This window comes from Pseudomonas sp. GW821-FHT01A09 (assembly GCF_058986725.1).
Genome location: NZ_JBYSWB010000002.1, coordinates 214,479 through 233,711 on the forward strand (window position 1 = coordinate 214,479; position 19,233 = coordinate 233,711).

The 19,233-nt window shown below is 60.1% G+C and carries 23 protein-coding genes; 21 read left to right on the forward strand and 2 right to left on the reverse strand.

The features are described from left to right. Positions 1 to 82: 82 nt before the first annotated feature. Positions 83 to 1,003 carry a LysR family transcriptional regulator gene (locus AC3WJP_RS03210; RefSeq protein WP_493719789.1) on the forward strand — a complete coding sequence of 307 codons (921 nt, stop codon included), beginning with the start codon at positions 83 to 85 and terminating at the stop codon, positions 1,001 to 1,003. On the opposite strand, the gene AC3WJP_RS03215 is transcribed toward AC3WJP_RS03210, so the two are convergent. Continuing rightward, positions 991 to 1,248, reverse strand: coding sequence for an alpha/beta fold hydrolase (locus tag AC3WJP_RS03215; RefSeq protein ID WP_493719790.1), 258 nt, complete (start codon positions 1,246 to 1,248; stop codon positions 991 to 993). The two genes, AC3WJP_RS03210 and AC3WJP_RS03215, sit on opposite strands and share 13 nt — an antisense overlap. Before the next feature lie 109 nt (positions 1,249 to 1,357). On the opposite strand from AC3WJP_RS03215, the gene AC3WJP_RS03220 reads away from it, so the two are divergent. The 10 genes from AC3WJP_RS03220 to AC3WJP_RS03265 all read left to right on the forward strand — a co-directional run bounded on the left by AC3WJP_RS03220 (position 1,358) and on the right by AC3WJP_RS03265 (position 10,673). Then, positions 1,358 to 2,577, forward strand: a protein-coding gene (locus AC3WJP_RS03220; RefSeq protein ID WP_493719791.1) for an IS3 family transposase whose coding sequence is annotated in 2 segments (ribosomal slippage) — positions 1,358 to 1,703 and positions 1,703 to 2,577 — 1,221 coding nt in all. Because the reading frame shifts where the segments join, the coding sequence is not laid out codon by codon here. Positions 2,578 to 3,318: 741 nt separating this feature from the next. Beyond that, the gene (locus AC3WJP_RS03225) at positions 3,319 to 4,044 is read left to right on the forward strand and encodes a hypothetical protein (protein WP_493719792.1); all 726 of its coding nucleotides are present in this window, start codon (positions 3,319 to 3,321) and stop codon (positions 4,042 to 4,044) included. Between the two features lie 122 nt (positions 4,045 to 4,166). Continuing rightward, positions 4,167 to 4,391: an AlpA family transcriptional regulator gene (locus tag AC3WJP_RS03230; protein ID WP_200656371.1), complete on the forward strand. Its 225-nt coding sequence runs from the start codon at positions 4,167 to 4,169 to the stop codon at positions 4,389 to 4,391. Positions 4,392 to 4,393: 2 nt separating this feature from the next. Further along, positions 4,394 to 5,239 (forward strand): ParA family protein, encoded by an 846-nt coding sequence (locus tag AC3WJP_RS03235; protein ID WP_493719999.1) that lies wholly within the window; start codon positions 4,394 to 4,396, stop codon positions 5,237 to 5,239. Between the two features lie 252 nt (positions 5,240 to 5,491). After that, positions 5,492 to 7,069 carry a ParB family protein gene (locus AC3WJP_RS03240; RefSeq protein WP_493719793.1) on the forward strand — a complete coding sequence of 526 codons (1,578 nt, stop codon included), beginning with the start codon at positions 5,492 to 5,494 and terminating at the stop codon, positions 7,067 to 7,069. Beyond that, the gene (locus AC3WJP_RS03245) at positions 7,066 to 7,614 is read left to right on the forward strand and encodes a DUF2857 domain-containing protein (RefSeq protein WP_493719794.1); all 549 of its coding nucleotides are present in this window, start codon (positions 7,066 to 7,068) and stop codon (positions 7,612 to 7,614) included. Before AC3WJP_RS03240 ends, AC3WJP_RS03245 begins: the two co-directional genes overlap by 4 nt. Next, positions 7,611 to 8,834: an STY4528 family pathogenicity island replication protein gene (locus tag AC3WJP_RS03250; protein ID WP_493719795.1), complete on the forward strand. Its 1,224-nt coding sequence runs from the start codon at positions 7,611 to 7,613 to the stop codon at positions 8,832 to 8,834. The genes AC3WJP_RS03245 and AC3WJP_RS03250 overlap by 4 nt, the downstream gene beginning before the upstream one ends. A gap of 140 nt (positions 8,835 to 8,974) precedes the next feature. Then, on the forward strand, positions 8,975 to 9,727 hold the full coding sequence (locus tag AC3WJP_RS03255) for a PFL_4669 family integrating conjugative element protein (protein ID WP_493719796.1): 753 nt from the start codon (positions 8,975 to 8,977) through the stop codon (positions 9,725 to 9,727). After that, a complete protein-coding gene (locus AC3WJP_RS03260) occupies positions 9,724 to 10,233 on the forward strand; it encodes a DUF3158 family protein (RefSeq protein ID WP_493719797.1) in 510 nt (169 codons plus the stop codon). The genes AC3WJP_RS03255 and AC3WJP_RS03260 overlap by 4 nt, the downstream gene beginning before the upstream one ends. Beyond that, a complete protein-coding gene (locus AC3WJP_RS03265) occupies positions 10,230 to 10,673 on the forward strand; it encodes a single-stranded DNA-binding protein (protein WP_493719798.1) in 444 nt (147 codons plus the stop codon). Before AC3WJP_RS03260 ends, AC3WJP_RS03265 begins: the two co-directional genes overlap by 4 nt. A 75-nt stretch (positions 10,674 to 10,748) precedes the next feature. Here AC3WJP_RS03265 and AC3WJP_RS03270 read toward each other — a convergent pair whose 3' ends face one another. After that, complete coding sequence (locus tag AC3WJP_RS03270) at positions 10,749 to 11,006, reverse strand: DUF4880 domain-containing protein (RefSeq protein WP_493719799.1); 258 nt, start codon at positions 11,004 to 11,006, stop codon at positions 10,749 to 10,751. A gap of 230 nt (positions 11,007 to 11,236) precedes the next feature. Between AC3WJP_RS03270 and AC3WJP_RS03275 the strand changes: the two genes are divergently transcribed. The 10 genes from AC3WJP_RS03275 (at position 11,237) to AC3WJP_RS03320 (ending at position 19,227) form a co-directional block, all read left to right on the forward strand. Then, positions 11,237 to 11,539 carry a helix-turn-helix domain-containing protein gene (locus AC3WJP_RS03275; protein ID WP_226439370.1) on the forward strand — a complete coding sequence of 101 codons (303 nt, stop codon included), beginning with the start codon at positions 11,237 to 11,239 and terminating at the stop codon, positions 11,537 to 11,539. 101 nt (positions 11,540 to 11,640) lie between these two features. Then, the gene (locus AC3WJP_RS03280; protein ID WP_493719800.1) at positions 11,641 to 13,623 is read left to right on the forward strand and encodes a DNA topoisomerase III; all 1,983 of its coding nucleotides are present in this window, start codon (positions 11,641 to 11,643) and stop codon (positions 13,621 to 13,623) included. Between the two features lie 760 nt (positions 13,624 to 14,383). After that, a complete protein-coding gene (locus AC3WJP_RS03285) occupies positions 14,384 to 14,887 on the forward strand; it encodes an STY4534 family ICE replication protein (RefSeq protein ID WP_493719801.1) in 504 nt (167 codons plus the stop codon). Between the two features lie 65 nt (positions 14,888 to 14,952). Continuing rightward, positions 14,953 to 15,210, forward strand: coding sequence for a hypothetical protein (locus AC3WJP_RS03290; protein ID WP_493719802.1), 258 nt, complete (start codon positions 14,953 to 14,955; stop codon positions 15,208 to 15,210). Positions 15,211 to 15,297: 87 nt separating this feature from the next. After that, positions 15,298 to 15,786 (forward strand): RadC family protein, encoded by a 489-nt coding sequence (gene radC / locus AC3WJP_RS03295; RefSeq protein WP_493719803.1) that lies wholly within the window; start codon positions 15,298 to 15,300, stop codon positions 15,784 to 15,786. 96 nt (positions 15,787 to 15,882) lie between these two features. Further along, on the forward strand, positions 15,883 to 16,449 hold the full coding sequence (locus AC3WJP_RS03300) for a hypothetical protein (RefSeq protein WP_493719804.1): 567 nt from the start codon (positions 15,883 to 15,885) through the stop codon (positions 16,447 to 16,449). A 74-nt stretch (positions 16,450 to 16,523) separates the two neighbouring features. Further along, positions 16,524 to 17,081 (forward strand): hypothetical protein, encoded by a 558-nt coding sequence (locus tag AC3WJP_RS03305; protein WP_493719805.1) that lies wholly within the window; start codon positions 16,524 to 16,526, stop codon positions 17,079 to 17,081. Between the two features lie 72 nt (positions 17,082 to 17,153). Continuing rightward, on the forward strand, positions 17,154 to 17,870 hold the full coding sequence (locus tag AC3WJP_RS03310) for a DUF5983 family protein (RefSeq protein ID WP_493719806.1): 717 nt from the start codon (positions 17,154 to 17,156) through the stop codon (positions 17,868 to 17,870). 170 nt (positions 17,871 to 18,040) lie between these two features. Next, positions 18,041 to 18,562, forward strand: coding sequence for a PFGI-1 class ICE element type IV pilus protein PilL2 (pilL2, locus tag AC3WJP_RS03315; protein ID WP_493719807.1), 522 nt, complete (start codon positions 18,041 to 18,043; stop codon positions 18,560 to 18,562). Continuing rightward, positions 18,559 to 19,227: a hypothetical protein gene (locus AC3WJP_RS03320; RefSeq protein ID WP_493719808.1), complete on the forward strand. Its 669-nt coding sequence runs from the start codon at positions 18,559 to 18,561 to the stop codon at positions 19,225 to 19,227. The genes pilL2 and AC3WJP_RS03320 overlap by 4 nt, the downstream gene beginning before the upstream one ends. The last annotated feature ends 6 nt before the right edge of the window (positions 19,228 to 19,233 follow it).

The following is a 19,233-nucleotide window of genomic DNA, read 5'->3' on the forward strand; positions in this document are numbered from 1 at the left end:
CGCACGGGTGTACGGCTGTTTGGTAGCACCCTGATATGGGGTTAGTATTCCGTTCAACGCAATCCTAGTGAGAGGCGCAACGGTGCATCCTGATCTGAACTTGCTGTTCGCGCTGGACATCTTGCTGGAAGAGGGCACCGTGGTCGGCGCGGCGAGGCGTATGAAACTGAGCCCTCCGGCCATGAGTCGCACGCTAGGCCGCATCCGCGAAACACTAGGCGATCCGGTACTGGTACAGGCGGGGCGCAAACTCGTACCCACTCCGCGGGCGCTGGCGCTGCGTGAACAGGTGCGCGCGGCGCTCAAGCAAGCTACCCAGGTACTCACACCTCCCGCCGATATGGAATTGAAAACGCTTGAACGGCGCTTCAACGTGCGGGCCAACGACGTATTCGTGGGAATGCACTCGGGACGCTTGCTGGAGGCGGTGGCGGCGGATATGCCGCGGGCCATGTTGCGTTTCTCTCCCGAAGAAGACGACGTCGACGATGAAGCGCTGCGCAGCGGGCGAATTGACCTGTTCATCAGTGGCTCGCGCAAGCTCGGCCCGGAAATTCGCGTTCAGCCATTATTCACCACAAACTTCGTCGGCATTGCCCGCGCAGGCCACCCCATCTTCGAGAACGCCATCACGGCCGAACGGCTTACGCGCTGGAGCCACATCGGTGTGTCACGGCGTGGCAAGTCCACAGGCCCGATCGACACCGCGCTAGAGGCGCTGGGCCTGCGCCGACATGTCGCCCTGGTGGTGTCCACACCCTACACCGCCTTCTTCGCTCTGCAGGATTCCGATCTGCTGCTGCCGTTGCCCGAGCACCTGGTGCGCAGTGCCCTGGCGGCTGGCTTGCGCATCCGCTCATTTGATCTGCCCATACCGTTGGAGCCCGTGGTACTCACCCAAGCGTGGCATCCGCGGTTTCAGAATGACCCTGCCCATCAATGGCTTCGCCGCACCATACGTGACCTTTGCGAAGACGATGGTTGCCGTGATCACATCAGTTGACCTGAGACATACCCCGGAAAATCCGGGATGATCACGGTATAATTCTTCGCTAACTTGGGTGCAATGCGCCTCCAAGCAATATGGGGCTGCGGATAGTCGTGAAGGAGCAATACGGGCGGGCCTTCGCCACCGATCGCTCCAGCGAATTGCATGCCGCGGCCTCTACGTCGATAGGCCGAAACACAGAAAAAGGGTGCGGGTAGTTTCCCCGGATTAGGCATCAGGCTCTTAATGACGGTCATCATGGGCAGCAAACTCAAGCAGATCTGCAGTTTCCTGGGGCATGAACGAGCCCCATGAAAGACAGGACACCGTTCCCCCCTTAAGATAAGGGATAGGCAAACGGGTATGTATATGACTAACAGCAACGATAAGGGTGGAGAGCTGCTCGGCCAGGAACGCCGACGCCGTTGGAGCACCGACCAGAAGCTGGCCATGGTTCGCGAGAGCCTCGAACCCGGACAAAGTGTATCCGTGGTGGCCCGGCGCAACGGTATCAACGCCAACCAGTTGTTCCTGTGGCGCAAGCTGTACCAGGACGGAAGCCTGTCGGCGGTCAGTGCCGGCGAAGCAGTGGTACCGGCGTCGGAACTGAGCGATGCGCTCAAGCAGATCCGCGAATTGCAGAGGATGCTGGGCAAGAAGACCATGGAAGCCGAAGTCCTCAAAGAGGCCGTGGAGATCGCCCGGTCGCGAAAATGGATTGCGCACTCACCCTTGTTGCCGGGGGACGACCAGTGAAACTGGTCAGCGAATGTCTCGGTGTGTCGCGCTCGCAATTAACGGCTCGGATCAAGCAATTGGTATCGCCCAAAGTACGGCAACGTCGGCTCGTGAACGATACGGAGTTGGTCGCCGAGATTAAGCAGCAAGTCAGCGAGTTGCCAAGTTATGGCTACCGTCGGGTTTGGGGGTTGCTGCGCCGCGAGCGTGAAGTCCGGTTACTGGCCCCGATCAATGTAAAACGGGTCTACCGCGTCATGCGCGATCACAATCTGTTACTGGAACGACGCATCAAGCAGCCTGGCGTGCAGCGCCGGCATGAAGGCCGAATTGCCGTTACTAACAGCGATACACGCTGGTGCTCGGACGGCTTCGAGTTTCGCTGCGACGACGGTGCAAAGTTGAGCGTGACTTTTGCCCTGGACTGCTGTGACCGCGAAGCCATCGGCTGGGTCGCCAGCCCGACGGGCTACAGCGGTGACGACATCCGAGACTTGATGTTGGAAAGCGTGGAGAAGCGATTTGGCGATCAACTACCGAGCACGCCTGTGCAATGGTTGAGCGATAACGGTTCGGCCTATATCGCCGAACAGACGCGTCTGTTTGCCCGTCAGATCGGCTTGCAGCCGGTGACCACACCAGTACGCAGCCCGCAAAGCAACGGCATGGCAGAGAGCTTCGTGAAAACGATCAAGCGAGATTACGTGGCGCACATGCCCAAGCCGGATCGAGAAACGGCGCTTCGCAATCTGACGATTGCCTTCGAGCATTACAACGAGCAGCATCCGCACAGCGCTTTGAAATATCGATCGCCGAGGGAGTTTAGGCGCTTGGCAGCAGCATCAATTTAACGGGGAGTTGGTGTCCGGTTTTGTAGGGGCAAGTCCAGGGCATATCCACCATAACGTCATGCCCGCAATTGAATGTGTAAGTCGCCACCCGCTTGCTACCCTAACGCGCTCATGAATAGGACCGAAAGGCCCATTCCATCCCGTCGCAAATACATACGGCGATTAGTAACCATGTAGGCATGATAGCGAAGCGTTTGATGGCGAAGCGCGGAGGCCAATTGAGGGTTGGGCCGACTGCGCTGCTCATTCCCGAAAAAACGAGCGCTGGTTGTAAGTTAGTGGCGGATTTACCACTCTTGTACCAACCAAGTGGTACAGCAAAGCCAGCGCCGGAAGCTTCGAGTTTGTTACATTTTATTTCAGATCATGCACTGTCAAGAAAATTACACTACTGGCTCGACCCGATGAATAAAGGACAATCTATAAACACCTATCTGACCTGTCCGATTTTTTGACACCTCTCGGTGAGAGTGTTGATCTAGAGCACTTGCTCCAGGCTCTTGCTTTTCCTACGCTTGCCCCCTCCTGAATGGAGTTTATTACGGACGCCTGAGTCTGATATGAATTCGCTCATCGCCTGGGGCAGTTCAGCGAAGGGCTAACAGCTTTTCATGCTGCAACTAACGGCGTCTCGCTGAGCACATAACAATAACGATTTCGCCCGCGTCTTTAGCGGTGAATCGATACGACTAATGCGAGAGGCCATCCTAAGGAATAGGAGGTCCCATGTGCCGACAATGCTTGGATCCGCATTTCAAATTGCTCTACACCCCTATCGAGGCAGCACTGCGTTGGTGTGGGCTTCAAGCGTTCGAGACACAGATCTGCCAGGCAAACTGGTTATATCCCGAACAACTTCTGAAGATCTTTCCCCGATGGCCCTGCCTGGCGACACATGTCGGCATGATCCTGGATGCCGTGCAGCACCAAGAGCTGCCCAGTCATCCGCAGGCGTTATTGCCTGGGCCTGATACCAATCTCGGCCCAAGGTCGCTGCGCATCCGCCACGGCGAACTGAAGGCATGGATGAGCCTTTACCACCCAGACCAGAAACCGCCTTTCCTGTTTACCTACGCAGCAGACGCGGAGGGCTCGGTGAAATGGGGGCACTATCTGGTACTCAAGGCTGACAGGGACACGCTCCAGGTTCTGTGCAATCGGCTGACGAGGTCTCACGCTGAAGTGGTGGAGCAACTCGCCACGCTCGGGGTCGAGGTGGAGCAGCTTCGCGCCTCCGCTGAGGAGGAAAAGCCGGCGGATGCACGTACCGAAGCTGGCTTGCTGGATCTGATTGGCGTCCTGCTGAGGCTTTTGCTCAACGGAAGTCCTGGAGAAAAAAATAAGCCTTTTTTTGCCAGCCAGGACGCGATCGTTGCCGCTATCCAGCAGCAACACCCTGATCATCCAGGCTTCAAAAAAAGGACGTTGGATCAACGGTTTGCGGACGCAAACAAGAGATTCAAATAGAGCACCTGCACCCAATTGCAATGCAATCGTCCGCGATTGCATTGCAATGACAAGCTCGATTTCCTGGTGTTGACTCATGTCACTTCCCATCGCAAGCCATCTGGCGCCAAGGAGTGACACGTATGCAAACCCAAACTGACGTGACCGTTAGCCCCGCCCAAACCGACCGCTACATCATGCGCCGTGATGAGGTCGAGAAACGTACTGGATTCAAACGCGCCCACATCTACAACCTGATGAAGGAAGGCAAGTTCCCCTTGGCCCGACGCATTGGTATGCGTGCCGTCGGTTGGGACTCTGCCGAGATCGACCGGTGGATCGCGGAACGCCTCGGCGCGCAGGCGTGACGGTGAAGGTGCTATCCGTAGTGTCGACCAAGGGCGGCGTCGGCAAGACGACAGTCACCGCCAATCTGGGTGGCCTACTGGCCGATGCCGGACTGAGGGTGTTGATGATCGATCTGGACAGCCAACCGACGCTGTCCAGCTACTACCCGCTCACCTGCGCTGGCACTGCGGGCAGTGTTGAGCTGATCGGCCATCGCCTGGTAGATCTCAGTCAGATCGTTTCACGGACCTGTGTCGAAGGCTTGCACGTGGTCCTGTCCAACGATCCGCTTGGCCAGTTGAATACCCTCTTGTTGCATGCCGCCGATGGCCGCTTGAGGCTGAAAAATCTGATCCATGTCTTCGAGCCATTTTACGATGTGGTGCTGATCGACACACAGGGCGCGCGCAGCGTCATCGTCGAGATGTCAGTGCTGGCCTCGGACATGATGCTCAGCCCCATCCCACCCGAAATGCTCGCGGCCCGAGAGCTGCACCGCGGCACGCTAGCGCTGCTGCAAAGCTTGGCGCCCTATTCGCAGTTGGGCGTCCGCCCTCCCCCGGCACGGCTGCTGCTGAACCAGGTCAATTTGAGTCGCCGTGATACGCGGCTGATCATTCAGAGCCTGTCTGCAGACTTTTTTGCACATGACCAGGTCACCATGTGTTCCGCGGTGGTGCTCGATCGCGTGGCCTACCTGAACGCGGCCTCGCTGGGCCTGCCCGTGCACCGGATCGACTATCGCCCTTCTCACTCTGGCGGGTTGAGCGCGGCGCAGTCGATGCGGCAGCTAGCGCTTGAGCTGTTTCCCGAGTGGCACCGACTGATCGACCCGGCGTCAGCACCGGATGCCTGTGCCCGCTACTGAAATCTTCCGACTAACTCATTGGAGCTCGCCATGCATGAGCCACGCTGCGTGATCCCATCGCCATCAGCTTCTCCCCATCGCGAGGTAACAGAACCCTGTTATTGCACCGTGGTGTTCGACCTCCCGGGCGGTCACCCCGCTATCACCGAGCTGTTGCATGAGCTCAGCCAACACTTCGAATTGCCGGGCACAGCTTTCGTGGTCAAGTTTGAAGTTGGCGACAAGTTACCGCAGGCGTAATTGAGGCCCATCATGATCAAACCCACCCAGGAGCAGATCAGCACCGGACTGCGCCCGCAAACGTTGTTGCGCAGTCCCGGCGAAAGCGCGGCGCCGGAGTTCGACCAGGAATCGGAGATCGTCGTGAGCCTGGAACAATTACGGCCCTACGAGCGCAATCCCCGATTCATCCGCAACCCGCTGTATGACGATATCAAGTCGTCGATTCGTGAACGCGGACTGGACCAGGCGCCTTCCATCACCCGACGACCCGGCGAGACGTATTTCATCATCTTGAATGGGGGTAACACGCGCTTGGCGATTCTCAACGAATTGTGGAAAGAGACACGTGATGAGCGCTTTTTTCGAATCGCCTGCCGCTATCGTCCCTGGACCAGCGAGACCCACGCCTTGCTCGGGCATCTGGCTGAAAGCGATCTGCACGGACAGCTAGCGTTTATTGAACGCGCGCTGGCGGTAGTCAACGTGAAAGCATTGCTAGAGGAAGACGGCACGTCCCTTTCGCAACGCGAACTCTCCCAGGCGTTGGCATCGGGCGGGTATCCGGTCTCGCAATCGCAGATCAGCCGCATGTTCGACACCGTCGAATACCTGCTGCCCAGTCTGCCTAATGCCCTGTGTTCAGGGTTGCCGAAGCCTCAGATCGAGCGGCTAATTCTGCTGCGCAAACGAGCTGAGCAGGCGTGGAACCGCCTGCTGGCCCCGCTCGATCAACTGCTTGTGCTGTGGCAGCAGACGCTGTCCAATTTCGACACGACGTCCGACGAGTTCGACTGGGACGAAGTACGCGGCGCCTTGTTGGCGCAGATGGCCAAGGTGCTGGACATCACGCCGCGGCTGATGGAATTGGAACTGACGCAGAACGGCTCTCACGCTACGCCGCCGAGTGAACCCTCCACCACTGAGCAGCCCACCGCGACGGTAAACGAATTGCTAGATGCCGGCGCCAAACCCGCAAGCGCGCCTCCGGTGGTTCACAGTCAGACACCGCTAATGCCATCCCCAACCGATCAGGTCCGGGACGATGACGGGCCGGTCGACGAGGACCCGCTCCGGTTGGACGATATTTTCGGTGGTCTGCGCCCAGGTAGCACAGAGGTGATCGAAGCACAGACGACCAGTACCTCATCGCTCCCTTCTCTGTCACACCTGATGGATTTCATCGCGCCACTGGCCATCGCCGAACTGCGCAGCCTCGCCGCCGAATTGGCGCAGTCATTGGCCCACTACGCGGCACTGACAGACTTTGTCGTGGGCGCAGAGCATGGTCTTGGATTCACGCTCCACTGGCAGGCCGCAGAGGCAACCGACCCCCAAGGCGTGGCCGTGCATCTGCTGCTCACCTCCATTCTGCGCGCGCAGGACGGGGTCGAATGGGAACTCAAGCAGCAGCTTCCCCCGACCCTGGTGGGCCAACTGCTGGTCGGTGACTATCTGACCTCGCTCGTGGGCAACTCAAGACTCACCTTCGAACTTCAGCGCCTTCCCGACGCGCAACTGAATCAGTGGATCCAGTTGGTGGTGCTGGCACGACGTATCGTGGACCTGAGCCAGGCCACATCTCAGGACGATTCGGAGACACTCTCATGAACGCGATCTTCGCCCTGCTGAATAACACCATGCTCAACCAGGTGTTGCATGAGTTGCGCCAAGGCCACCTTCAGCGCTGTCGCGCGTTGGGCTTGGCCGAAGAGGACCTGGAGATCTTGCAATCCCTGCCACCGACCACGCTCTCGCGTTTAGCCCATGCCGCAGTCCCCTGGGTGGAAATCAAGGTCGATACCGCAGTGATGCGCCGGCTGATCGAGCACGCCGACCGTGACGAGCAAAACGAACGCCTGATCAATCGCGCACTCAAGCTCGGCGCGAGCTCGCTGATCATGAACAAGTGCTTTGGGCTAGACCACTCCGAAACCGCCATGCGCCGGCGGCTGCTGAAGATCGAGGTCAGCCGCGGTCGCCCACGGAGTCTGACCGAAGCCCAGGAACATGCGCTGTGGCAGCGCTGGCGTCAGCTGAGACAGGAGGACGGTACCGCCGACAAGCTCGACACCATGATGATGCTCGCCGAGGAGCAGAGCGTCACCCTGACCATGGTCTGGCAACAGTTGCACCTGTACGGAGAGCAGCTATGAGGCACGGTCTCAGCTTGGAGGATCTAAAACGGGCCATGCGCCAGTGCGCCCAATACATGCAGGACAACCCTCACCTGTTTCCACTCCCCTCGCCGCCCAAACCTAAGCCACCGCCCGACACCTCGATCCAGTTTCGCTACATCGGCAAACCCCAGAACATCATGCCCCGCTCTCTGCTGCTCGATACCCGACTCACACCGCTGGAGCGCAATGCCTGGCAGGCCCTGCACTTCATGATCGTAGAGCGCGGCCTCAAATACCCCCGCTACGAGGACCTGCAGCCGTATCTGTCCGCCGTCCCCTGCGGCGAGAAAGCTTCACGCGAGACAGTAGCACGTGTACTGCAGAATCTACGACTGACCCGTTGGCTCAGCCTGGTCACGCATCTTCGCGATGATCAAGGTCGGTTGCGGCCGCCCATCTATGTCCTGCACGACGAGCCGCTGACGCCGGCCGAAGCACTACAGTTGGACGAGGGTTACGGTGATCTGATCAAGCGCAGCCTCAAGCACGCCGCGAAGGGCGTACGCATCACCGCCGGACATGTGCTGGGGGAACTGCGGCGCGACCAAACGGTACCGGCGGCCTATGTACCCAAGGTGCTCGCCCTGGTGCCGTTGGCGCCTGAGCAACAACCACTCGAGCTCGAGGCGCCCTCTCCTGCTCACGAATCCGAACAGCCTTCGCTGGATGTCGCTTCCTTGCCCTACGCGGCACAACATCAATCCGAACCGCCAGCGAAAGCCTCGGATTTAGCGGTGGTTCGGATTCCGAATCCCCCTAGTACTGTACAAGGGCGTATAGAGCAAAAGAGTACGGTACTTCGCGAAGAGGAAAGATCCGAACTCGAGTGGCCAGCGAATCTGCCCATCAGCGCGAGTGATCGGCAGATCGCCTTGCAGGCCATGACCCCATTGCCCAATGAGGCCAGGGTGGCCGTGCTGCAGGAGGCTGTGGCCCGGTGCACGACGGGGGGCGTGCGGCGCCCGGCCGCTTACCTGATGGGGTTGATCAGGAAAGCAATCGAGGGGGATTTTAGACTGTGGGCCGCCAGAGATATCGCGGCCAAGGTGCCGCCCCCAAAAGCTGTGCGCGTCCAAAAGACAGTGCCAGAGCCGAAGATCGCTGAACGCGGCGACGCACCGCGATCGGCGTCCCCCGTTGCACGGGCCTGCCTGGATCAACTGCGCCAACAATGTGGGCTGATGAGTAGCGCTTAATGGATTTGATGCCTGAGGCATCAAATCCATACTGTTCCTGTAGCCATGGCTTATCCGAACACAGGTCCTTCAGGTTTTCGGCAGTCACGCCGGTGTTTGCCCGGCACCGTGTCCTCACCCGCCGACTTGAGGACCTGCCCATGGCCGACCATTTCCAGCTCAACCTGGGCTCGCTGCGCAGCACCATCACCCTGACCCTGCACACTCATCACGCCGCTCGGCTGTGGCAGGGCCGCCTCGCCCGCGAGGGCAGCCATCCGATCATGAGCATGGCGGCCTACATCAACATCACCAACATCCTCAAGCAAGCGGCGGCGCAGGACGACCCTTTCGCTGACTGGTTCATGCTGATGCTCGAGGACAAGGTGCTGCGCGCCAAGGCACAGATGGGCCAGTTGATGGAGCAGGTCAGCCATCTAGAAAAACTCCTGCCCTCGCAAATCGACGTGGGTGACAACCTCAACATCCACCCCGTGACCCTGCCACTGTTCATCGCCAGCCAGCTAGGATTTCTGGCGGTGTACCTGCTCACCGATTACGACACGCTGGTCAGGCGCGTGCTGCTGGCCCATCACACAGCGCTTATCGGCCGACCGGACATGGAAGGCTGGATCGACCAGGGCGCCCACCAAGTGCGCAGCTTGTTTGGTATCGCCCATCGATGCCGCGTGTCCGGCGTCACCCGCAGCGATGTGGTCGCCGACAATGCTCGCTTTCAGGAAGCGGTCAATAAGTACGGTCGCCCGCCTCAGGATGTGCTCGATGGCGAGCGTCGCTCGCAGTTCGCCCCGCCCATCATCGCGGTGGCGGGATCGACGGAGAGTGAGCCGGCTAGTGCAAGTGATCACGTTCCGGCGGACGACGAGACAGAAGCGACGGATAAGCCGTCATGACCCCACGAGACTTCCCCGCCGATCTGACCCTAGCACCCACTGCCTATCGGGACATCGAACACGCTGCCTCCCTAAAAGGCCTTTTAAAGCCTTTTAAGGGTAAGGGGGAACTGGTCCAGCTGACGAACGTCACGAGGGAGCTTGAACAGCGTGTGGCGCAGCTCATGGGCACCCAGGTGGCGATCATGGCGCTGCCGCCCTTGTCGTTGCTGGGCATTCGCCTGGTGGTGCAGAACACCGGCGCCGGCACCACCTTTCTGCGCTGGCGCACTCAGGACTTTTCCCGCATGGGCGCCCTGGTCTGGGAGCGGCTGATGCGCAATCCGCGCCTGCACCCAGACCTGCGCACTGCGCTGTTCCAGCTCGAATGCAACCGCATCGCGCTGAACCTGCAGATGAGCGTGCTGCATTCCCTGCAGCGCCAGGCGCTCGACTGCAGCCACAAGATGGCCAACGCCGAGAGCGTGCTGCGCCAATCCCCATCCGGAACGGAGACATCATCATGAGCACTTTTTTTGTCGGCGAAGGCAACATCGGCAGCGCGCCGGACTTTCAGGAATTCACTTCGGGCAATGATGAGCCGCGGCGTCTGCTGCGCCTGAACGTCTACTTCGACAACCCGGTACCGCGTGAGGGCGGCTACGAAGACCGAGGTGGATACTGGGCCCCGGTGGAACTGTGGCACCGCGATGCCGAGCATTGGAGCACGTTGTTTCAAAAAGGCATGCGCGTGCTGGTCGAGGGGCGCACGGTGCGCGATGAATGGGAGGACAGCGAGGACAACGCACGGGTGACCTTCAAGGTCGAGGCGCGGCGCATCGGTATCCTCCCGCATCGGCTGGCCAGTGTAAGCATGCGCGAAAAGTCCTCCGAAGCCGCGCCATCGGGCTCGGCCGACAAATCGAGCACCGGCAATAGTCGCAAAGGAGGTCGAGCCAAGAGCTGATCAGTGGACCTCAGTGGAATGAGCGCCTCACCGCGCGGCGCTCATCCAAACCCTGCACCATCGACGCGCGTCACTTCAATGCCGTGTCAAACCCGCACTGTATTGCAACAACATCGCCTCCAGTGCCGTCTCCAGCACGTCCGGATCCTCAGCGACTTTCGCCAGCGCCTGCCCCAGTTCCCGAAACGCCTGCCGGTGCGTAGGGCACTGTTCCAACCACTGCGCCAAGGCGCTGAGCTTGTCCTTGTCATCGGGTGATCGATGAATCTCCAGAAAGCGCCGAAGCGCCTGCAACCGCGCTTGGCCCATCAGCCCATCGCCCGCTGTATCCACGTGAGTTTCCTTGTACGTCAACACGCGCCTCGCGCGCGCAGCGACCGCCACTGATTCTTGCCCATTTTCAGCAATCCACATACTCAATTGAACAAATACAACCCATATCGCCCGGAGTCAACCCAATGGGTTGTTCATCTTGCGAGGTCTTTGTTCGACCATTCAGGTTGAATGGGAGACCCACACAGTTGCCGAAAATCATCGCCGCCGCCGATAAGCAGATTGGCCAAATGATCGCCAAGCGTCGCCGCGCCCTGGGTCTGACTCAGGACCAGTTGGCCGAACGCCTGTCGATGGGTCGTGAGGCCTATTCCCGGCTTGAACTGGGCAAGACGTCGCTGTCGGTCCCTAAGCTGATTCAGCTTTCGGGCGCGCTGGATTGCGGGTTGGCCGAGTTGGTGACCGACTTCAGCCCGCGCCCCAGTGATCAAGGTCACAAGATCGGCTTGCTGCTCGCGCCCCTGTCCGATGCCGATCGGCAGTTCATCCTGTCTTCGACCGAGCACCTGATTGCCCACCTTAAGCAGCGTTAGTCTGCCGCAACCGTCCAATTGGACCCCGCACATTCAGTTTTAAGCTGGCACCCTTCCCCCTGAGCGTCACCCTGCTTCAGTCATCCGACTGGAGCGAAGCCATGCAATTGTTCATCTGCGAAAAGCCCTCCCAGGCTCGCGACATCGCCCGCGTGTTGCAGGCCGGCCGGCGTGCCGAAGGCTGCCTGGTGGGCGAACGGGTCACCGTCACCTGGTGTGTCGGGCACCTCCTGGAGACCGCGCCACCTGAAACCTACGGCAGCCACCTCAAACGCTGGGCCCTGGAAGACCTGCCGATCCTGCCCCAGCAGTGGAAGGTGTTGCCAAAGCCCAAGGTCGCTTCCCAACTCAAGGTCATTCGCGGCTTGCTGGGCCGGTGCGACGAGGTGGTCATCGCCACCGACGCAGATCGCGAAGGTGAGATGATCGCGCGCGAGATCCTGGAACTGGAAGGCTACCGGGGGCCGGTGCAGCGCCTGTGGTTGTCGGCGCTCAACGATGCCTCGATCCGCCAGGCGCTTGCGGCGCTCAAGCCCGGTGCGGAAACCTTGCCGCTGTATCACTCGGCCTTGGCCCGTTCGCGGGCCGACTGGCTGGTGGGCATCAACCTCAGTCGATTGTTCACCCTGCTTGGGCGCCGCGCGGGTTATGACGGAGTCCTGCCAGTGGGGCGCGTGCAGACGCCGACCTTGAAACTGGTAGTGGCGCGTGATCGGGCCATCGCGAGCTTCGTGGCGCAGCCGTACTGGACGCTGGATATTCGCCTGGCCGCAGGAGCAGCAGATTTTCAGGCTCGCTGGCAACCACCCCCTACGGTCTGCGATGACCAAGGCCGTTGTACCCAACAAAGCGCCGCCCAACAGGTGCTGAAGAGAGTGCTCGAGGCCGCACAGGTGCACACCGACAGTGTCGAGACCGAGCGGGTACGGGAGTCCGCCCCGCTACCGTTCGACCTGGGCACGCTGCAGGAAATCTGCTCGGCCCGGCTCGGCCTGGGCGCTCAGGAAACACTGGAATGTGCCCAGGCCTTGTACGAGACCCACAAGGTCACCAGCTATCCTCGAAGCGACTGCGGCTACCTGCCTGAGAGCATGATCGACGACGCGCCAGCGGTGCTTCAGGCACTCACCGAAGCCGATCCGACGCTTCGGGATCTCCTTCAAGATCTGAACCTGTCCGTGCGCTCGCGCGCCTGGAACACCGCCAAGATCACCGCCCACCACGGCATCATCCCGACCGCCGTGGCGTTCCGGATCGACAGCCTGCCCCCGCGCGAACGTGCGGTGTACGCGTTGATCCGCGCCCGGTACCTGGCGCAGTTCTGCGCGCTGCACGAGTACCTGAAGACCGAAGGGTTGTTCATCGGGGCCGGTGAAACCTTCAAGGCCACTGGCAAGCAGATTCTAGTACCTGGCTGGAAGCCCTGGATCAACGAAGCCGACCCCACTGGCCAGGCCGAAGCCTCGCAGGCGCTGCCCCCGTTGCACGAGGGCCATGCCCTGACCGTGTGCTCGGCCAAAGTCGATGCCCGCACCACACAAGCGCCCAAGCCCTACACCGAAGGCACGCTGATCAAGGCCATGAAATCCATCGCCAATCAGATCGAGGATCCGCGCCTGCGCCAACGGCTCAAGGACAGCATCGGTATCGGCACCGAAGCCACCCGGGCCTCGATCCTGCAGGGGCTGATCGACCACGGTTACCTAGTGAAAAAGAAGCGCAGCCTGTCGGCGTCGGCGGCCGGTCACACGCTCATCGAAGCCGTGCCGCCCGAAGTCACGGATCCGGTGATGACGGCGCTGTGGGAGCAGGCGCTCGAGCACATCGAATCCGGCCGGCTGACCGTGGACGCCTTCCTCTTCAAGCAGGGCGAATGGCTCAGCCAACTCATCAAGCACCACGCGACACTCAAGCTCAATGTACCGGCGGCGCGCGGACCGGGCTGTCCGATCTGCAAGACGGTGATGCGCAAGCGCACCGGGCGGACTGGCACCTTCTGGTCGTGCTTGCGTTATCCCGACTGCAAGGGCACCAGGCCGTTGGCCAAGCCCAAGGCGTCGAAGCCCAAATCCAAGGGACCGTGACCCTCACCGTGCACTTGACGGGTCTGGTCGAGGCTGTTGTAGTGAGGACGCCCTTCGCCATTGGCGAGCCAAGACCGATTCGCTCCGGGCAGCTCGGTCGGACTCCATGAGTTCGGAGCCACTTCTTCCTGCAACCTGGTTGCCCTTCACTGCCCTGCATATCGCTACAGCGAATGACCCGTGCCGCTTTTCACCAGGCCGCAGGGGTCATTCGCTTCGGCGATGACGATCAGCTCCGGTGCCCGCCGGCGAAACACTGGGCGCCTTTTGTGCGCGGATGCGTGCCAGAAAATTCCGACCCAGGCCACGACAAGGGTTGGTTGGTCAGGTCCTGCCAACGTGTGCTTGTCACGAGGAGCGACGTTGTCGCGATTGGCCAAAGGTGGTCCCTTTTTATCCCCAGCCCGATGACCGTCGGGCTATTTTTCGCCAGCGACGTTTCCACTGTGTGCCACTCGAATCTGGGCCAACAGCCTTTGCTCGATCGGCTGTTGACGTCCCATTGATCGCGTTTTATAGATGGGCTGCACTTGCTGTCGATGACAGCGCCCAGGCAGCTTGAACCTTCAAGGCTGCGCCATTTCGATGGTGGTTCTCCCAAGTGCGATTCGCGTTCGGCAGCTCGCACGGTCATCGATTCGTCGGTGATGAGCGCTGATTGTTTTCGCAGCCCTTCTGGGCCTACTTGTCATCCCCCTGCGGAATTCACCTCCCGCCGGGACGGTGGGTTTCCGCGTTTCTTGCAAACAGGAGATTCACCATGACGCAGTCCACTACCCAAAACCAAACTCAAGCTAGCAGCTACTTCAATTTGCACACTCAAGGCATCGGCTATCTGAACCGCGTGCGTGAAGTCACGGTTCGTCGCGGCCAGCCGTTCATGGCCTGTGATATCGCTGCCCTGCATGGCGCCAGCGATGACGTGGAATACACCCGCTTCGACTGCAAGGTCGCCGGTGGTGAAGCGGAAAGGCTGATCCGCCAACACATGGCCGACGTCCAGGCCGAACGCAAAGTCCTCTTGGGTTTTCGTATCGGTGATCTGTGGACCGATGCATTCATCTACGAAAAAGGCGAACGCCAGGGTCAACCCGGCGCCAGTCTCAAAGGCCGCTTGATCTTCATCGAGTGGATCAAGGTCGACGGCACCTTGGTGTACAAGGCCCCGGCCCGCACGCCCATTGCCGCCGATACGGAGCAACCCACCGCTGATGCAGATCACGCACAGCACCAGGACGAATCGCAGGCACGACAAACTGCCTGATCCGTCCGCTATCCCGCAACAGGCGCTCTCCCCGAGCGCCTTTTCTTCCACCATAGGAGGCTTCCATGGAATCCTTCTGGCTCTGCCAAACCTGCCTGTTTGCCGTCGCCTATGACGATTTCAGCGCGCTGTCTTTGTATTACACCGATAAGGAACTCGAGCAGCGCATGGCCGCAATCCATGAGGGTGTTCGAGAACTGATGCCCTTGAGTGCCGACTTCGACTCGGAGACCGGTCTAGGCATCGACGACTTTTCCACGTCACCTTGTGATGCGTGTCACTGCTCACTTCATGGCACCCGCCACCGTTTCACCCGACTGTGATTACTGAAATCCAAAACTCTTTCACCCAACCCATCAGGGGCCATCACGCCCTGGGGGTGTGCCCCTTTGCGACTGGAGGATCACACCATGCACGCTCCCCTCACCTTGATCGACGGTACCGATGTCACGCGCCGCGGTGCAGAAGACCAAATGATTGCCGAAGCGCTTGACCTACTGGATCGGCGTTATTTCACCCGTGGTGAATGCCTGTTCAGTCCGACTGCGGTGGCCGACTACCTGAAGCTCCAACTGGCCGGGCATCACCAAGAGGTCTTCACCATGGTCTGTCTGGACGCACGTCACAGGACCCTGAGTTTTGAAAAACTGTTCTTCGGCAGCATCGACAGCGCCAGCGTGTACCCGCGAGAGATCGTGATTCGCGCCTTGGCCTGCAATGCCGCCGCCGTCATTTTCGCCCACAACCATCCTTCGGGGTGCGCCGAACCTAGCCAGGCCGATCGCAACCTTACGGCACAGCTCAAGAATGCCCTGGCCTTGGTAGAAGTCCGCGTTCTGGATCACTTCGTGGTGGGTGAGGGAAAACCCGTGTCGCTCGCCGAGATGGGTTGGCTCTGACTTCCCGTGCAAACGCTTCACCCTGCCGGGGAAAATCTCTTCCCCGCTGGGGAGGCGGTGACTCCGGTTTCACTCAACCGAAACAGGAGAATCACCATGGAACTGTCCATCAATGATCTGGCGGGCGTTCAGTTTGTGGAAAACCCGTACGCACCCGACACCCTGCTGCGACGCGACGTGTTCGAGCGTCAATTCGTGGTGATGGGTCAGGGCGAGATGATCTTTTCCAAAAGCAGCTTTTGCTCCCAGGCCTTCCAGGAACGAGCGCTGGTGGTGCTGGGCTACTGCGGCCTGATCACCGAGGGCATGGCGACTGCTCACGATTGCCTTCTCAGCGACACCTTTGGGCTGCGTGCATTGGAGCAGGCGTGCGCGGTGGATTTCAGAATCCACCAGGTCAACATCGTCGACCTGCAGCGCCGCACCGTGCTGTCGGGCGTTGTCCGTGAAGCAAGCATCGAGTGGCTGTCGCCCTGTGTGACTCGAACCGAACGGATGCACGCCAGACTGACCGCTCAGGACCTGTTGAATCGGGCACAAGTGCATACCCACGACGGTCTGCACGAGGCCGCCCGGCAACTGCGCAACGAGGCCGAAGAGTGGCAAGGCCGGATGATCGCCGAACACTGGATACCTCACGCGCTGCAAGCGCTCTCGCACTGACCCAGACCCGACCGGGGAGTAACCTCCCCATCGGGCGGACTCTCCCGGCTTTTCGATCAACTTGGAGAGACAGCATGAACCTTCATGTACAGCACTTCGATGGCGTCGCTTTCGTTCACAACCCCTATCTCGCTGGAACAGCCCTGTGCCAGGACATCTTCGAACGTCAGTTCCGGGTGCTCGCCCACGGCCAGGCAGAACGCGCCGATGATGATGGCTTTGCTCATACCTTATGGATGCCGCTGACAATCGAGCTCGCACAGTGCGCCTTGCTCGAGCAGTGCCCGCTCAAGGCCCTGCATTACCTGGTCTCGGGCAACGCTGGCTTCATCGGCGATGCAGTGCTGGACTTTCGGCCGGAGCGCATCTCGATTCAAGATCGCGATGGTCGAACCGTAATGTCAGGCCTCGTCAGGCAGTCCACGCTGACCTGGTTGCCGCCCTACTGCACCGGTGACGAATTGCTGTTAGCCGAAGCGCAAATAAGGCGCCTGCTGGCAGATGCCATCGACGAAGATCGTTGGGACAACCACAGCACCGCAAACAACCTGCGGCGTCAGGCAAACCATCTCCAGGCCCGCATCATCCCCACTCGCTGGCTACCGCACGTGTTGAAGCTGCTGAACATCTGACTATCAACTCACATCCCTTGGGGGCCTTTCCCCTTTGGGATAGGTCCTCCTCACCTTGTGGAGAACCCAAGCATGAACAACACACCTGCAAACCCTTTCGCCCGTGGCTACCTGGCCATGGTCAGCGAACGCGTGCTGATGATCATCTACGACGACAAGCAGCCGCCCTGCTACCGCACGCTGCACCCGTCACAGCTTCATCTGAGCGACGAGCACATCGAGCACCTTGCCTGCCGTTTCAACGACGACATGGTATGGGTCGGTACTGATCCAAAGCCAGACCCTGATCTGGAAGCGCAATGCATGTCCGAAGGCACCGTCGCGGCAGTGATCTACCAGGTAACGGCTGACGATTTCGGTAGCGCTGTGCACCTTGGGGATTTCCCCACCGAGGCTGCTGCGCAATCGGCGATCCTGCAGATGGCGTTTGAGACCGGCCACTACAGCCGCAGTTGGGAAATCAGCAGTGCCCACCTGCCTCAGCCGGACCTATGGACTTTTTGCTTTCCGGCCAGCAGCGAGCGATCGATGGGCTACTTCGAGTGCTTCAGCCTACCGGGCAGTACCGCGGTCGGGTTCAAGCTCTACTCGACTCCGTGGTCGGCAAATCCTTCTCGACGTTCGTTCGATGCCAACAGTAGCGATGTCGAAGCGCGCCTGCGCAGCGAAGGTGTGCCCGAGGCGCTGATCAGGATTCTGATGCTGGCAGGTGAGGCTGATGTGCGGTTTTTGTTCCTTGATCCTGACGCTGCGGCAGTGCCTGGATTACCTATCTTCCCTGATGATTGAACGAAAGGCGCCCTTGATACGGGCGCTTTTTCTGCGTGGCGCACCGGCAACTACTTGAGGCTAACGCATCCTGTAGTTCAGAAAAGTGGCCAGGTTGAATTCGGGTTTCTAGTAAGTGCAGCTTCATCCTGACTGCCATGGTTAGCCCTCGCAAATGCCGAGAGCTCATCATGAACCTGAATGTTTCCATCAGTCTCGCGTTGGCCCTCGCACTGACGGGGTGTACCACCGCCCGCACTGACGCTACACCTGTGCCCAAGACGGCAGCGCCTGTGGTATCCAGCTCTACTAAGCCCAGCCTCAAGTCGAGGTCAGCTCCGGAAATCGCCCAAGGGCGCTACGGCCTGGTGAGCACCCAGCCAACCGTGGAACAACGTGATCCATTGCTTCAGATCATCGACATCCATATCACGCCGACGCTCAACGCCACGGTCGCCGATGCCTTGCACTTCGTCCTGCAACGATCCGGGTACTCCCTGTGCGCCGCTACCCCTGGGGTCCAGATGCTGTTCAGTCGTCCACTGCCGTCAGTGCACTACCAGCTGGGGCCCATCTCGCTGATGGACGCCTTGGACGTGTTGGGGGGCGAGGCCTGGCAATTGCAGACGGATCCGGTGCTTCGCACCGTGTGTTTTACCCAGCGGCAGGTCGTTATCAACGACCCATCGCTAACGGCCGAGGGCCAGCCATGAAACCGACTTCCTTTCAGGCGCTGGTTGTCGGCGCCCTGTGCCTGTGCACGTCGGGACTGGCGGCGGTGGCCGTTAATCAGCATCGGCAGCTACAAGCGTTGCAAGCCAAACCGCAGGACGAAATGACGGTCTCCGAGTACCAACGCCAATGGAGTGAGCTGAACGACAAGCAAGGCTTGGCTGATACCGCCATCGCGCAACTGCGTAGCATGTTATCCAAGCTGGCCTCGACACAAACCGAGCACGGTGAACAGACGGTGCAACTGGCCAGCGACATCGAATCCCTCAGGGTTGCCAAGCAGGCACCAACTGCCAATCTCGACCTGCAGCCCTTGGAGCTACGGGTCTCGCTCATCGAGGAGCAACTGGCTCAAGTCCGTCTGCAAGCGGCGCCTCGGCCGAAGGCGAGACCCGCCAGCGTTTCAAGCAAGTCGCCGGCCGTCCCACGCCCACAACCGCCAACGCCCCCCTTCTCGATCATCGGCAGCGAGCTTCGCGGGCCAGAGCGCTTTCTGTCGCTCCTGCCACTGGGCGACAGAACGCTTAGTTCGGTACGCCTGATTCAAACTGGGGAGACCTTTGGTGGATGGCGATTGGACAACCTGAACACGAGCACTGCCGTGTTCTCGATCGCCGGCCAGGCTCAAACCCTGCCCATTCCATAGGGAGGC